Annotated in this window: 16 protein-coding genes; 11 read left to right on the top strand and 5 right to left on the bottom strand. The window is 41.4% G+C overall.

The window, feature by feature from the left end:
- Positions 1-2 precede the first annotated feature (2 nt).
- Positions 3-1,115, bottom strand: coding sequence for a lipid-A-disaccharide synthase (lpxB, locus tag JWR23_RS07640; RefSeq protein ID WP_299515009.1), 1,113 nt, complete (start codon positions 1,113-1,115; stop codon positions 3-5).
- A 100-nt stretch (positions 1,116-1,215) separates the two neighbouring features.
- Here lpxB and JWR23_RS07635 point away from each other — a divergent pair, with 100 nt between their 5' ends.
- Positions 1,216-1,785 (top strand): hypothetical protein, encoded by a 570-nt coding sequence (locus JWR23_RS07635; protein ID WP_299515006.1) that lies wholly within the window; start codon positions 1,216-1,218, stop codon positions 1,783-1,785.
- 159 nt (positions 1,786-1,944) lie between these two features.
- On the opposite strand, the gene surE is transcribed toward JWR23_RS07635, so the two are convergent.
- From surE to acs, 4 genes are read right to left on the bottom strand one after another with little or no spacing between them, the layout of a single operon-like run.
- Positions 1,945-2,709 (bottom strand): 5'/3'-nucleotidase SurE, encoded by a 765-nt coding sequence (surE, locus tag JWR23_RS07630; RefSeq protein ID WP_299515004.1) that lies wholly within the window; start codon positions 2,707-2,709, stop codon positions 1,945-1,947.
- A 10-nt stretch (positions 2,710-2,719) separates the two neighbouring features.
- A complete protein-coding gene (locus tag JWR23_RS07625; protein ID WP_299515002.1) occupies positions 2,720-3,025 on the bottom strand; it encodes a nucleotidyltransferase family protein in 306 nt (101 codons plus the stop codon).
- Positions 3,018-3,422, bottom strand: coding sequence for a nucleotidyltransferase substrate binding protein (locus JWR23_RS07620; RefSeq protein WP_299515000.1), 405 nt, complete (start codon positions 3,420-3,422; stop codon positions 3,018-3,020). The genes JWR23_RS07625 and JWR23_RS07620 overlap by 8 nt, the downstream gene beginning before the upstream one ends.
- Positions 3,423-3,463: 41 nt before the next feature.
- A complete protein-coding gene (acs, locus tag JWR23_RS07615; RefSeq protein ID WP_299515121.1) occupies positions 3,464-5,365 on the bottom strand; it encodes an acetate--CoA ligase in 1,902 nt (633 codons plus the stop codon).
- A 183-nt stretch (positions 5,366-5,548) separates the two neighbouring features.
- Here acs and rpmB point away from each other — a divergent pair, with 183 nt between their 5' ends.
- From rpmB to JWR23_RS07565, 10 genes are all read left to right on the top strand, one after another.
- Positions 5,549-5,782 (top strand): 50S ribosomal protein L28, encoded by a 234-nt coding sequence (gene rpmB / locus JWR23_RS07610; RefSeq protein ID WP_144247620.1) that lies wholly within the window; start codon positions 5,549-5,551, stop codon positions 5,780-5,782.
- A 74-nt stretch (positions 5,783-5,856) separates the two neighbouring features.
- Positions 5,857-6,039 (top strand): 50S ribosomal protein L33, encoded by a 183-nt coding sequence (gene rpmG, locus JWR23_RS07605; protein ID WP_175269406.1) that lies wholly within the window; start codon positions 5,857-5,859, stop codon positions 6,037-6,039.
- A gap of 58 nt (positions 6,040-6,097) precedes the next feature.
- The gene (locus tag JWR23_RS07600; protein WP_299514998.1) at positions 6,098-6,259 is read left to right on the top strand and encodes a DUF4295 domain-containing protein; all 162 of its coding nucleotides are present in this window, start codon (positions 6,098-6,100) and stop codon (positions 6,257-6,259) included.
- A 166-nt stretch (positions 6,260-6,425) separates the two neighbouring features.
- Positions 6,426-7,391 carry a signal recognition particle-docking protein FtsY gene (ftsY, locus tag JWR23_RS07595; RefSeq protein WP_299514996.1) on the top strand — a complete coding sequence of 322 codons (966 nt, stop codon included), beginning with the start codon at positions 6,426-6,428 and terminating at the stop codon, positions 7,389-7,391.
- Between the two features lie 111 nt (positions 7,392-7,502).
- On the top strand, positions 7,503-8,837 hold the full coding sequence (gene rimO / locus JWR23_RS07590) for a 30S ribosomal protein S12 methylthiotransferase RimO (RefSeq protein ID WP_299514994.1): 1,335 nt from the start codon (positions 7,503-7,505) through the stop codon (positions 8,835-8,837).
- 46 nt (positions 8,838-8,883) lie between these two features.
- Positions 8,884-10,506, top strand: coding sequence for a bacillithiol biosynthesis cysteine-adding enzyme BshC (gene bshC, locus JWR23_RS07585; RefSeq protein WP_299514992.1), 1,623 nt, complete (start codon positions 8,884-8,886; stop codon positions 10,504-10,506).
- 117 nt (positions 10,507-10,623) lie between these two features.
- Positions 10,624-11,697: an Ldh family oxidoreductase gene (locus JWR23_RS07580; RefSeq protein ID WP_299514989.1), complete on the top strand. Its 1,074-nt coding sequence runs from the start codon at positions 10,624-10,626 to the stop codon at positions 11,695-11,697.
- Between the two features lie 128 nt (positions 11,698-11,825).
- A complete protein-coding gene (gene fumC, locus JWR23_RS07575; RefSeq protein WP_299514987.1) occupies positions 11,826-13,223 on the top strand; it encodes a class II fumarate hydratase in 1,398 nt (465 codons plus the stop codon).
- Between the two features lie 117 nt (positions 13,224-13,340).
- Positions 13,341-13,841, top strand: coding sequence for a fumarate hydratase (locus tag JWR23_RS07570; protein WP_299514986.1), 501 nt, complete (start codon positions 13,341-13,343; stop codon positions 13,839-13,841).
- Position 13,842: 1 nt separating this feature from the next.
- Positions 13,843-14,637, top strand: coding sequence for a S1/P1 nuclease (locus JWR23_RS07565; protein WP_299514983.1), 795 nt, complete (start codon positions 13,843-13,845; stop codon positions 14,635-14,637).
- Positions 14,638-14,655 lie beyond the last annotated feature (18 nt).

The following is a 14,655-nucleotide window of genomic DNA, read 5'->3' as shown; positions in this document are numbered from 1 at the left end:
CTTTATTTTTTTGTAGCGTATTTTACAATTAACCGGGCTGTTTTTGCAGACGCGCCCGGTGTCCCCATTTTCTCGTCCAGTTTGTCATAATTGGCCAGCATATTTTCGTGGTAGGTTTTATTATTGAGAATAAGATCTAACTCTGCACCTATGGTTGCAGGGGTGCAATTCTGCTGAATTAGCTCTTTTACTATGCCGCTATTCATTATTAAATTAACCAATGATATGTGTTTTATTTTAACAAGCATACGGGCAATAGTTATTGATATTGGGTTGCCTTTATATACTACCACTTGCGGCACATTAAATAAAGCGGTTTCTAAAGTAGCAGTCCCGGAGGCTACTACAGCAGCATGCGCGTTGCTTAAAATATCATAAGTAGCATCAAACAAAACAGGTATAGGTTTACCATTTAAATATTGCTGATAATATTCACTGTTAAATGATGGCGCGCCTGCAATTACGAATTGATAATCGGGGTATTGATTTGCAACGGCGATCATATCAGGCAGTAAATAATTAATTTCCTGTTTACGGCTGCCGGGTAATAAGGCGATGATCTTTTTGGCGGTTAATTTATTTTTGTTTAAAAAACCGGCATCGGGCTTAAAATCGGCGATGGCATCTAATAATGGATTGCCAACATAATCTACTTCCATGCCCCACTCTTTATAAAAATCAACCTCGAACGGTAATATGCAGAAAAGATGATCGACAATCCTTTTTATCTTTAATACCCGTTTCTGGTTCCATGCCCAAACTTTAGGAGATATATAGTAGTTAACCGGCAGATTGTTTTCTTTGGCAAATGCGGCTATCTTTAAATTAAAACCCGGAAAATCAATAAGGATTAAAACATCAGGATGGTAGTTGGCTATATCCAATTTACAAAAAGCCAGATTCTTTAATATAGTACGCAGGTTTGCAGCTACCTCAAAAAACCCCATAAAGGCCATATCTGCATAATGCTTAACTAACGTTCCGCCTTCGGCTTGCATCAGGTCGCCACCAAAAAAGCGGAACTCGGCTTGTGGGTCAAGTTTTGTAAGCTCTTTCATTAAGTTGGCCCCATGCAGATCGCCGGAAGCCTCGCCTGCCACCAGGTAATATTTCATTTTACGGGTTTAATTATCATCAGGATAATGCCAAAAATACGAGTGTGCGCCCTATTTTGATTATTTATTTTTACGGGCGTAATTTTTTATACATTTAAGGATGAAAAAAATAATGTTAGCACCGCTCTTTATATTACTAACAACTGCAGTATTTGCTCAAAAATATATACCCATAATTAAACCGGGAACGGTTATGAGCTATACAGCTTATTTACGTAACCTGGGCCAGCACGTTCCTATCACTTTAACTATAAAGTCAATAGGCGACCCAACCAATGTGCAATGGAACGTTGATGGTTTGGGCACCGGCATTTTTTCGATATCGGCAAAAGCACAGGATAGTGGTACAAAATTAGCCGTACGCACACCCAATGCTGATAATGTTACTAAGCTGAAAGACGATGAAACTTTTGTAACTGTTTCAAAAACAACTTATACCAGTATGATAAAAAATGAACCGTTTGAGCTTAACGGAATTAAATTTACCGTTGATACCAATGATACTACCGTTTATAAAATAAACAATAAGATAGCACCCGTTTTGCACGCTATAAGCGCCAATAAAAAAAGCGAGCTATGGGTGTTAAATAATCCTGACTTCCCGCTATTATGCGGGGAGCTTTCCATCGCAAAAGGGATAGATTTAACCTTGCTGGCAATAAAGGAATAAATACTAACCACATAGCAATAGTTATAAAAAAGCACAAATGTGCTAAACCGTTGAAGAACGCGTGACCCTACCTGACCCTACCTGACCTATCTGCATAAAACACGGCTATAGGCGGTCATCCATATTTCTTTACAAGTTCGTTTTAATCGTTAAACATGTTTAAATAGTAAAACTCCAGCTATTTAAAACAGGTATAGCATGGTGCGCCGTCATATCAAACTGTATGGGTACTACCGATACATAACTATTATCAAGCGCCCATGAGTCGGTATCCTCGCCATGGTCATTTAATTGAAACACACCGCTTAACCAATAATACGGCCGTTTGTAAGGGTCAATCCTTTCATCAAACTCTTCGGCCCATTTAGCGTTGGCCTGGCGGCAAATTTTTATACCTTTTATATGTGCGCCTTTAGGAAAGTTTACATTAAGCAACGTAGCCGTAGGTAAGCCATTGGTTAAAACCTGTAACGCTATTTCTTTAACGTATTTAAGGCAATGGCTAAAATCAGCCTGCAGGGTATAATCATCCAATGAAAACCCTATAGATGGTATACTTTCTATAGCCCCCTCTACCGCTGCCGACATGGTGCCCGAGTATAACACGTTTATACCATTGTTTAAGCCATGATTAATACCTGATACACACAGATCCGGCTTTTTACCTTTAAATATTTTGGTAACAGCCAGCTTCACACAATCAACGGGGGTGCCAGAGCAGCTGTACATTTCTATACCTTCATAAATATCAACCCTATCCAAACGTAATGGTTTGCCTATCGTGATGGCATGCCCCATGCCCGACTGCGGACTATCCGGCGCTACAACTACCACGCGGCCAATCTCTTTCATTACATGCATCAGGGCTTTTATGCCAGGCGCGGTAATACCATCGTCGTTTACTACTAATATGTTGGGTTTCATCAATGCGAAATTACTGTTTATATATTTCTATCCCAGCCCTATCAATATGCTCTTTTAATTCTTTGTTGTTAATGGTGTCATAATTAAGCAGATCAAACTTATACGGCAATAAAGTTTCATCATTTAAAACGCCGGATAACTGCAAAATGGAATCATTATTTATTGCACATACAGCTATATCAATATCACTGCCAGCTTTATAATTTCCTTTAGCCCGTGAGCCAAAAATGACAGCTTTTTTTATACCGGGAAATGTTGAAATGATTTGAACAATAATTGACAGGTCGTCTTGCTTAAACCCCAACTTGTTAGTCATTTATTTTATTTTTTAAGAAATGATATACTTGATCTATAGCTGGATAATATTGATGCTTGATAATGTCGATTGCTTGTTCTGCCACAACTTCATTATAGGTATGCGATAGTTCGTTACGTTTTTCAAGCATGTGCAACCAGGTATGTCCGTCTTTAATTACCTGGGTTTGAAAACCTTCTTTTATTGCCTCACGCGGATAATTTGTACTTAAGCCCTGTTCGTATAAAAAATCTTTTATTGTTTTCCAGCCTAATTCAAAAGTAAATTCAAAAGCCTGTACTAAACCACCCACTTCAATCGGTGTATAAGTTTCTCTATCTACGGTAGTTTGAAAAAACAAAAAGGCTTTCTCAAAATTTTGAAAGCGTTGTTTCCAGCGTACATCTTTGTTTTCCATTATAGTGATAAAGATAATATATAAATTATATATCTGTAAATCTACAAAGCTCCCGCCTTAATCTCCTCAACAACAGCCGGGTCAAGCAGGGTAGAGGTATCGCCAAGGTTACTGGTATCACCTTCTGCTATCTTTCTTAAAATGCGGCGCATTATTTTGCCTGATCGTGTTTTAGGCAAACCGCTTACAAACTGAATTTTATCCGGCTTGGCAATGGGGCCTATAATCCGGGCAACAGTCATAATTATATCCTTGCGGGTAAGTTCGTCATCGTCATGCTTGTTGGGGCATACTACAAAGGCATATACGCCTTGTCCCTTAATATCATGCGGATAACCAACAACGGCAGACTCTACCACGCTGCTATGCATATTAATTGCGTTCTCCACCTCGGCGGTGCCAATACGGTGGCCCGATACGTTTAATACATCATCAACCCGACCGGTTATGCGGTAATAGCCATCTTCATCGCGTAAGCAGCCGTCGCCGGTAAAATACATATCCGGGTAAGTAGCAAAGTAGGTGGTACGGCAGCGCTCATGATCGCCATAGGTAGTGCGCAGCATGCCCGGCCATGGAAATTTAATACATAAATTGCCGCTTACGCCGTTGCCTTCAATTACGTCGCCTTTCTCATCAACTAAAACAGGCTGTATGCCCGGCAAAGGCAAACCTGCATAACCGGGTTTTAGTGGGGTAATACCGGCAATCGGGGATATCATGTGTCCGCCATTCTCGGTTTGCCACCAGGTATCAACAATAGGGCATTTGCCATGACCAATTTTTTCATCGAACCAATGCCAGGCTTCCTCATTAATAGGCTCACCTACAGATCCCAGTTTTGTTAGGGAGCTCAGGTCCTTGCCTTTTAACGGTTCATTGCCAAAACTCATTAACGAGCGTATGGCCGTAGGTGCGGTATATAATATGTTTACTTTATATTTATCTACAATATCCCATAAACGCCCTGCATCCGGGTAGGTTGGTATGCCTTCAAACATTAATGAAGTTGCGCCTTGTGATAACGGTCCGTATACTATATAAGAGTGGCCGGTTATCCAGCCAATATCTGCCGTGCAAAAATAAACCTCGTTGGGTTGATATTGAAACGTAGTATCAAAAGTGAAACCCGTATACACCATATAGCCGCCGCAGGTATGTACCACACCCTTTGGTTTCCCGGTAGAGCCGGAAGTGTAAAGGACGAATAACATATCTTCGGCATCCATTTCTTCGGCAGGGCAATCCATTGTGCCTTGTGTTTCTACCTTTTTAATTTCATCTTCCCACCAAACATCCCGACCTTTTATCATAGAAACCGGCGTGCGGGTACGGGTAAGTACTATAACTTTTTTTACAGACGGGCAGGTAACCAGCGCGTCATCAATAACAGATTTTAGCGGTATATCCTTGTTTCCTCTAAAACCGCCATCGGCAGTAATAACTATATTACAGGTGGCATCCTGTATTCTGTCTGATATGGACTGTGCCGAAAATCCGCCAAAAACAACAGAATGGATAGCGCCAATACGCGCGCAAGCCAAAAGTGCTATAGCCAGCTCGGGCACCATGGGCATATATATACATATACGATCTCCTTTTTTTGCGCCATTGTTTTTTAATACATTGGCAAACTGGCAAACCTTATCATGCAATTGTTTATACGTTAATATACGGTGATCTTCTTTTGGATCATTTGGTTCCCATATAATGGCGGGTTTATTGCTTAGGGTATCCAGGTGCCTGTCTAAACAGTTTTCGGTAATGTTAAGTGTCGCTCCCTCAAACCATTTAATTTTTGGTTCTTTAAAGTTCCATTCTAATACTTTATTCCACTTTTTTTTCCATAAAAAACTATCGGCAATGCCTGCCCAAAACTCTTCGGGTTGGTCAACGCTTTGTTTGTACACTTCTTTATAATGGTCAAATGAGGTGATCTTCATTGTTTTTAGTATAAAATAGGTTTGTTCATGAGTTAAACGACGCTCTAAAATTACAATTTTCAACATAAATCATCCCAATAAAAAAGAATTTGAAAATATTTAAATACACTGTTGTCTATTTGACTTAAAATCCTGATATTTGCAAACTCTTTTAATAAAAGGGCGAATTAAAAAACAATTGTCATGTCAAGAATTTGTGATCTAACAGGAAAGGCGTCAATAGTTGGTAACAACGTTTCTAACTCAAACCGTAAAACTAAACGCAGGTTTCATCCAAACCTTAAGCTTAAAAAGTTTTATATCCCTGAAGAAGATAAATGGATAACCTTAAAGGTATCTACATCAGCTGTTAAAACTATCAGCAAAAACGGTATAACAGCTTGTATCAACAAGTTTGTAAAAAAAGGATATATATAATAGTTGATTAGTGAGTAGAGAATAGTGAGTAGTCACTGTTTCCTGTTTAATAATTGCCCATAAAAAATAAGAAGATGGCTAAGAAAGGTAATAGAGTTCAGGTAATATTAGAGTGCACAGAGCACAAGGCAACCGGTATGCCGGGTATGTCTCGTTACATTACCACCAAGAACAAAAAGAATACAACAGAAAGACTGGAAATGAAAAAATTTAACCCGGTTTTAAGAAAAGTAACTGTTCATAAAGAAATTAAGTAATTAATTGGATTGAGCCAATCACTCATTCACTAATTCACTCATTCAATAATTAAAAGAAATGGCAAAGAAAGTAGTTGCAACCCTGAAAGTTGCCGGTAAAGGCAAAGATTTTTCAAAAGTAATCACCATGACTAAGTCGCCAAAAACAGGTGCTTATTCATTCAAAACACAAATCGTAGCTAACGATTTTGTTAAGGATGCGATTGCCGGAAAATTATAATCGGGAATAATTTTATATAATATTGAAGCCATCTTGTTGATACGAGAGGGCTTTTTTTGTATATGTGCAGATGCGGGGATATGCAGATGTTTGAATAAAATAACGTTTAACTGATATTTATTAATTTGCACATCTGCATATTTGCATATCTGCACATTCTAAGACAATGGGATTATTTGATTTTTTTAAGAAAAAGGAAAGCACACCACAAGAGCAGGAGGTGCTTGATGCCGGGTTAGAAAAAACCAAGGATAACTTTTTTTCAAAAATTACCAAAGTAATAGCCGGTAAATCAACAGTTGATGATGATGTGCTGGATGAACTGGAAGAGGTGCTGGTAACATCAGACGTTGGTGTGCAAACCACCCTTAAAATTATCGACCGTATACAGGCCCGCGTGGCGCGCGATAAATACGTAAGCACTGCCGATTTAAACGGTTTGCTGCGCGATGAGATACAGCAGCTACTTGCCGAAAATAACAGCAATGATTTTTCAAGCTTTGAATATGGCACCCATAAGCCTTATGTAATTATGGTGGTTGGCGTTAATGGGGTTGGTAAAACTACCACTATTGGCAAGCTGGCACATAAATTAAAACAGGCAGGTAACAAGGTAGTATTAGGCGCGGCCGATACTTTCAGGGCAGCAGCGGTTGACCAGATAAAACTTTGGGGCGAACGTGTTGGCGTAAAAGTTGTAGCGCAGGCTATGGGATCTGACCCTGCATCGGTTGCTTTTGATACTTTGCGTTCGGCAGTTGCCAATGGCGATGATGTAGCAATTATTGATACAGCCGGCCGTTTACATAATAAGGTTGGTTTGATGAATGAGCTTACCAAAATTAAAAATGTAATGCAAAAAGTTGTACCCGGCGCGCCGCACGAAATATTGCTGGTGCTGGATGCATCAACAGGGCAAAACGCTATTGAGCAATGCAAACAATTTACAGAAGCCACCGCTGTTAATGCCCTGGCTTTAACAAAATTAGACGGTACGGCAAAAGGTGGCGTGGTGATAGGCATATCAGACCAGTTTAAAATACCGGTAAAATATATAGGCGTTGGCGAAGGTGTTGATCATTTGCAATTGTTTGACAGAAAGGCCTTTGTGGATAGCCTGTTTAAAGACTAAAAAGGAAATTGTCATTCTGAGCGATAGCGAAGAATCTTATACGCCATATATGATGGTTAAGATTTCTCACTCGTTCCTCGTATCGAAATGACAAGTGGATAAGAAAGATAAATGAGAACGAAAGAAATAGCCAAGCCGATACTAACCAAAAAACCACGTGTAAACGTAGTTACGCTTGGTTGTTCGAAGAATACATACGATTCTGAAATCCTGATGGGACAGCTTAAAGGCAACCTGTTTGATGTTGTCCATGAGTCGGACAAAGTGGGTAAGGATGATATTATTGTTATTAATACCTGCGGCTTTATTGATAACGCCAAGCAGGAATCTATCGATACCATTTTACAATACAGCGAATTAAAAGAACAGGGCAAAGTAGGGAAAGTAATTGTTACCGGCTGCCTGTCCGAGCGTTATAAGCCCGAACTGGAAGCAGAGATTACTAATGTTGACGCTTACTTTGGCACTAACGATCTGCAAAATTTATTAAGCTCGATAGGTGCCAATTACAAACACGAGTTAATTGGTGAGCGCTTGTTAACCACCCCCAAGCATTTTGCCTATTTTAAAATCGCCGAGGGCTGTAACCGTCCCTGCTCGTTTTGTGCTATCCCGCTGATGCGTGGTAAACACTTAACTACGCCAATGGAGGATTTGGTTAAAGCAGCCGAAAAGTTAGCTAAGAACGGAACCAAAGAACTAATATTAATAGCACAGGATTTAACCTATTATGGGTTGGACCTATACGGCAAACGTAACCTGGACGAATTGCTTCGCCGCATATCTGACGTGAATGGTATTGAGTGGATTAGGCTGCAATACGCTTATCCTTCAGGTTTCCCGATGGAGATATTGGATGTGATGAACGAGCGCGATAATATCTGTAAGTATATGGATATGCCATTGCAGCACATCAGCGATAATATGCTGAAATCTATGCGCCGCGGTATCACCAAGCAAAAAACTATTGATATTGTTAATGAGATCCGGGATAAAGTACCGGGCATTGCCATGCGTACCACGCTGATAACCGGTTATCCCGGCGAAACTGAGCGGGATTTTGAAGAAATGCAGCAATGGGTGGAAGAAACCAAATTTGACCGTTTGGGCTGCTTCACTTACTCGCACGAAGAAAAAACACATGCGCACTCTTTAGTTGATGATGTGCCCGAAGAGGTAAAGCAACAACGTGCTGATGCGATAATGGAAATTCAACAGGAAATTTCTTTCGAGAAGAATCAGGAAAAGATCGGCAATACCTATAAAGTACTCATCGATAAAAAAGACGGCAACTTCTTTGTGGGCCGCACAGAATATGATTCGCCGGAGGTGGATAACGAGGTGTTAATTGATGCCGCTATTGATTATGCTACTGTTGGCAGCTTTGTTAATGTGAAGATAGATACCGCGGAGGATTTCGATCTTTATGGACATATTGTAAAATAAAACAAACCCATTGTGTATTCAGGTTATTGGTTTTACATTTGACCTAATGGACGTTGCCTGTATAAGCTATAAAGAAACGGGGTTCTTTTCCCCAACGGTTATTGATTACCTGGAAGATAAACCGGAATTAAGATCATTTTATAGCTATCGCCCAACCCTTGAAGGTTTCGCTGAATTTTTAGAAAATAAAAAGGTGGTTGCCGATAGGGAATTGTTGGCCGATACCTTAACTGACCAGTACCAGCTAATTGATAAATACGCCCGCATTTGGGATCCTGAGTTTGTAATTCCGCAACAGGTTCAACAAAATATCGAGCGCCTAAGGTTATCCAATACTTATACGATCACAACAGGGCACCAGCTTAATATATTTGCCGGTCCACTATATTTTATCTATAAAATAGTTACTGCCATTAAACTTGCGCAGCAACTAAAAGATCAATTTCCTGATAAAAATTTTGTGCCGGTTTATTGGATGGCATCAGAAGATCATGATTTTGCCGAGATCAACTATACCACCATCGGCGGTAAAAAAGTACATTGGTGGCATGAGGCAACCGGGGCAACCGGGCGCATACACCCCGAAACAATGCGGCAAGCCCTTAATCAATATAAAGGCGTATTAGGCATGGAGCATTATGGCCCCGAGCTGGCCGCAATTGTTGAAACGGCCTATACCCGGTTTGACAGACTGGCCGATGCTACCCGTTACATGGTAAACGCCTTATTTGGCCGGCATGGGCTGGTTATCATTGATGCCGATAATCAACGTTTAAAACAACAGTTCGCGCCTATAGTTCAGCGGGATATTATTGAGCAGAACAGTTTTAAAAACATTACGGCTATTAATGAAGAGTTGGTCAAACTGGGCGTACATATACAGGTGAACCCACGCGAGATCAATTTCTTTTACCTAAAAGAAAGCCTGCGCGAACGCCTGGTGTTTGAAGACAACGCTTACAAGGTTTTAAATACAAAACTAAGTTTTACAGAAGCTGAATTAAAAGAAGAAATAGCCGATCATCCTGAAAGGTTTAGCCCCAACGTGGTGATGCGCCCGCTATACCAGGAATGCATTTTACCCAACATTGCCTACATAGGCGGTGGCGCAGAGGTGGTTTACTGGATGGAGCTAAAATCAAACTTCGACCATTATAAAGTTGATTTCCCGGTATTGATATTGCGTAATTCGGGTTTGGTGGTTCGTAAAGAATCCGCAGTAAAAATAAAGCGCATGGAGCTGGCTGCTGCCGACCTATTTAAGCCAACTGATATTTTAAAGAATTACTGGATTAAAAAACATAGCAGGCATAATTTATCACTACAACAAGAATGGGGTGAACTAACCGCTATTTTCGATAGCATTAAGCAACGCGCCGCTAAGATCGATCCAACACTTGCCCCATCTACCGAAGCGGTTCAGGCTCGTCTGAAAAAGGCTATAGATAAACTGGAAAAGAAGCTGGTAAAAGCAGAAAGAGAAAACTACCATGCCCGTCTGGAGCAGATAGAACAAATTAAAACAGAATTGTTTCCCGGCAATAGTTTGCAGGAACGCAATGAAAATTTCGGCTTACTGTATGTTAAATGGGGACAATGCTTTATTGACGAACTCATCCGCAATTTTGACCCGTTAGCTTTTGAATTTGCTGTGTTGACGGAGGCGTAAACGTCTATGTCATTGCGAGCGTAGCGTGGCAATCGCAAGAATGCAGTGCGCGGATAACAGTTAGCGATTGCTTCGTCGTTCCTCCTCGCAATGACAAATAAAGCAATATATTTGCACATGCTCGTCACCGAATCTACACTACGCAGCTTTACTCAAAATATTTTCCTGGCAATGGGCTGCAGCCAGGAACACGCCATATTAGCTGCAGATGTTTTACTATTAGCAGATCTTAGAGGAATTGATTCGCATGGTGTTGCCCGATTGACGGGCTATATCCGCTTGTGGGAGAAAAATCGCATTAACCCTACACCCAACATACAAATAGTACATGAAACCCCAACCACGGCCACTATTGATGGTGATGCCGGTTTAGGTTTAGTGGTAGCCCCTTTTGCAATGGAAGTTGCGCTTAAAAAGGCAGCGTTATATGGTTCGGGCTGGGTGTCTATCCGCAACTCAAACCATTTTGGCATTGCCGGTTATCATGCATTAATGGCGGTTGAAAAAGATATGATAGGCTTTGCTATGACCAATGCAAGTCCGTTGGTGGCACCTACATTTTCTAACGAGCGGATGTTGGGTACTAACCCCATGTGCTATGCTTTTCCGGCAGGAAAATATCCGCCGGTGATAATTGATATGGCTACATCGGCAGCAGCTAATGGTAAATTAGAAATAGCCCAACGCTCAGGCAAACAAGTGCCCGAAGGCTGGATACAAGACAAAGAAGGGAATTACACAACCGACCCGCATGCTTTAAAAAGCGGGGGCTCGCTATTGCCATTAGGCAGCGACCGCGAACATGGCAGCCATAAAGGATTTGGTTTAAGCGCTACAGTTGATATCTTGTCTGGGGTGTTGTCGGGTGCTAATTATGGGCCGTGGGTACCGCCATTTGTATCTTTCCTTGAACCACCTACCGACCCGGTAGGTACGGGCATAGGGCACTTTTTAGGCGCTATGCGGGTTGATGGTTTCCGCCCGGTTAACGAGTTTAAAGATCATTTGGATAATTGGGTAGCGCGCTTTAAATCAGCATCAGCAATTGATCCGGATCAAAAAGTAATTATCCCCGGCGAACCGGAGCGTGAGGCTGAGATTGACAGGCGAAAAAATGGTATCCCGCTGGTTGATGCGGTTGTAAAAGATTTAAATGAGCTGGCAGAGAAGTTAAAGGTGGAACGCCTTTAACCTCTAGAAATATTTAATGTCATTTCGAACGATAGTGAGAAATCTGGCACCCGTAACTTTTTGAATATTATTTTACTTGGCACCCATTTTACAGCTACCTTTGCGGCTGATTAGTATACTACACTACAATGAGTTTCAGAACCGAACATGATACCATGGGCGAGGTACAAGTACCTGCCGATAAATACTGGGGCGCGCAAACCGAAAGGTCGCGCAATAACTTTAAAATTGGTCCGGAGGCATCTATGCCAAAAGAGATCATAGCCGCTTTTGCTTATCTTAAAAAAGCTGCCGCCTATACCAACACCGATTTAGGCGTACTACCCGCCGACAAACGCGACCAAATTGCCGCCGTTTGCGATGAGATTTTGGCCGGTAAATTAGCAGGTGAGTTCCCCTTAGTGATATGGCAAACCGGTTCGGGTACGCAATCAAACATGAACGTTAATGAGGTTATAGCCAACCGCGCACACGTTGCAGCAGGCAATAAACTGGGCGAGGGCAAAACCTTTATCCACCCAAATGATGATGTGAATAAATCGCAATCATCAAACGATACTTACCCAACCGCCATGCACATTGCCGCCTATAAAATGGTGATCGATGTAACCATACCTGGCATTGAAAAACTACGCGATACCCTACAAGGGAAAGTAGAAGCTTTTAAGAGCGTGGTAAAAATTGGCCGCACCCACCTGATGGATGCTACGCCGCTTACTTTGGGCCAGGAGTTTTCGGGCTATGTATCGCAATTAAATCATGGCTTAAAAGCATTACGCAATACATTAGATCACCTATCAGAGCTGGCGCTTGGCGGTACTGCAGTTGGTACCGGCATCAACACCCCAAAAGGTTATGATGTTAAAGTCGCCCAATACATTGCCCAATTTACCGGCCTGCCCTTCATCACCGCCGAAAACAAATTCGAGGCATTAGCCGCGCATGATGCTATTGTAGAAACGCATGGCGCACTGAAACAGATCGCTGTATCGTTAATGAAAATTGCTAACGATATCCGCATGCTGGCCTCTGGTCCGCGGTCTGGTATCGGCGAAATACATATACCCGATAATGAGCCGGGATCATCCATTATGCCAGGCAAGGTTAACCCAACCCAAAACGAGGCAGTTACCATGGTGGCCGCGCAGGTTATGGGTAATGATGTTACCATATCCATAGGCGGCTCGAACGGCCACTATGAGCTGAATGTATTTAAACCGGTAATGGCAGCCAACTTTTTACAGTCGGCGCGTTTAATTGGCGATGCCTGTGTATCATTCAATGACCATTGCGCCGTTGGTATCGAACCAAATTATGCCGGTATTAAAAAGCATTTAGAAAATTCATTAATGCTAGTTACAGCGCTTAATCCGCATATTGGTTATGAGGCTGCTGCTAAAATTGCTAAAACAGCATTGAAAGAAGGCTCGTCATTACGCGAGGCTGCCATAGGTTTGGGTTACTTAACCAATGAGCAGTTTGATGCATGGGTTAGGCCAGAGGATATGATTGGTTCACTAAAATAAATTAAAGCGTCATTGCGAGGAACGAAGCAATCTCTACGGCTGAAAGTCAATATACACATTGATTAGCAAGTGCAGAGATTGCTTCGTTCCTCGCAATGACGTGTTTTATAAATAAACATGCAAAAACCTTTTACCTTTATCCTTTTACCTTTTTGCCTATTCATATCCGCTTGCTCCCTCAACCCCAGTCGGCAAGGCAAGGGCGAGGGTTACCTGCAAGCCGAATGGAAGCAGGACAGCATACCGATGCAAAAACAGTTACTGAGTTATTCGCTTTATAATTTAAAATTTAGCTGCGATTCGGTGTTTATGCAGATCAGTTCTTTCAGCAAGGTAAACTCCGGGGCAGATAGTTGTATGAATGCCGGCCACTGGACAGAGTACATCCGCGGAACTTATAAGCAAAGCAATGATACGCTGCATATAAAGGGCAATTTTTGCAATGCCGATTATACTTTGAAAAAACAGGCAGGCTGTTTCCGATCGGGGCCGTATGAAGAGTTTTTTAAAGTCAGCAAAAAAACTGATTCACTTATTCAGCTTTCAAGCACATCTAACGTAATACCTGTTAACTTGCGTTTAATTAAAAAGATAGCCTGTAACCCAAAACCACTATAACATGAAAAATACTTTTTTAAAAAATTTAGCTTTAGGGACAATAATACTTTGCTCGCCGGTAATAACTATGGCCTGGGGCACCAACGGGCACCGCATTTCGGGCCAGATAGCCGAAGATCATTTATCGCCGAAGGCCCTTGCCGCCGTGCGCGCCATTTTAGGTAATGAATCTGTAGCTATGGCCAGCAACTGGGCCGATTTTATTAAATCAGACCCTACTTACAGCTACTTATATAACTGGCATTTTGTCGATTTTGAAAGACCGATGAGCTACCCCGAAATGACCGAGTTTTTGGAGCATGATAATAATGTGGATGCTTACACCAAGCTGAAATTTTTGATAGCTGAATTAAAAAAGAAGGAAACATCAAAAGAAAACAAGCTATTATATCTGCACATGCTAATACATATTACCGAAGATGTGCACCAGCCAATGCATACCGCGCATGCGAGCGATAAAGGGGGTAATGATTTTAAAGTGAATTGGTTTAATAAGCCTACCAACCTGCATTCTATTTGGGATAGCGAACTGGTGAATTTCCAGGAACTAAGCTACAGTGAATACGCAAAAGCAATTAATCATGCTACTCCGGCACAAATTAAAGATTGGCAAAGCGCCCCATTGAACAAATGGATATTTGAATCGAGCCAATTGGCAGAGCAAATATATACCGAAATTAAACCCGGTGATACATTAAATTACAAATACAATTTTACCCATTTAGACATCCTTAACCAGCAACTGCTAAAAGGCGGTATCAGGTTAGCGGGTGTTTTGAATGAGATATTCAGTTAAGGAGATTAATGCTGAGGG

It is taken from the genome of Mucilaginibacter sp. (assembly GCF_028288205.1).
Taxonomy (GTDB): Bacteria; Bacteroidota; Bacteroidia; order Sphingobacteriales; family Sphingobacteriaceae; genus Mucilaginibacter.
This window is presented reverse-complemented; position numbering and strand designations above follow the sequence as displayed.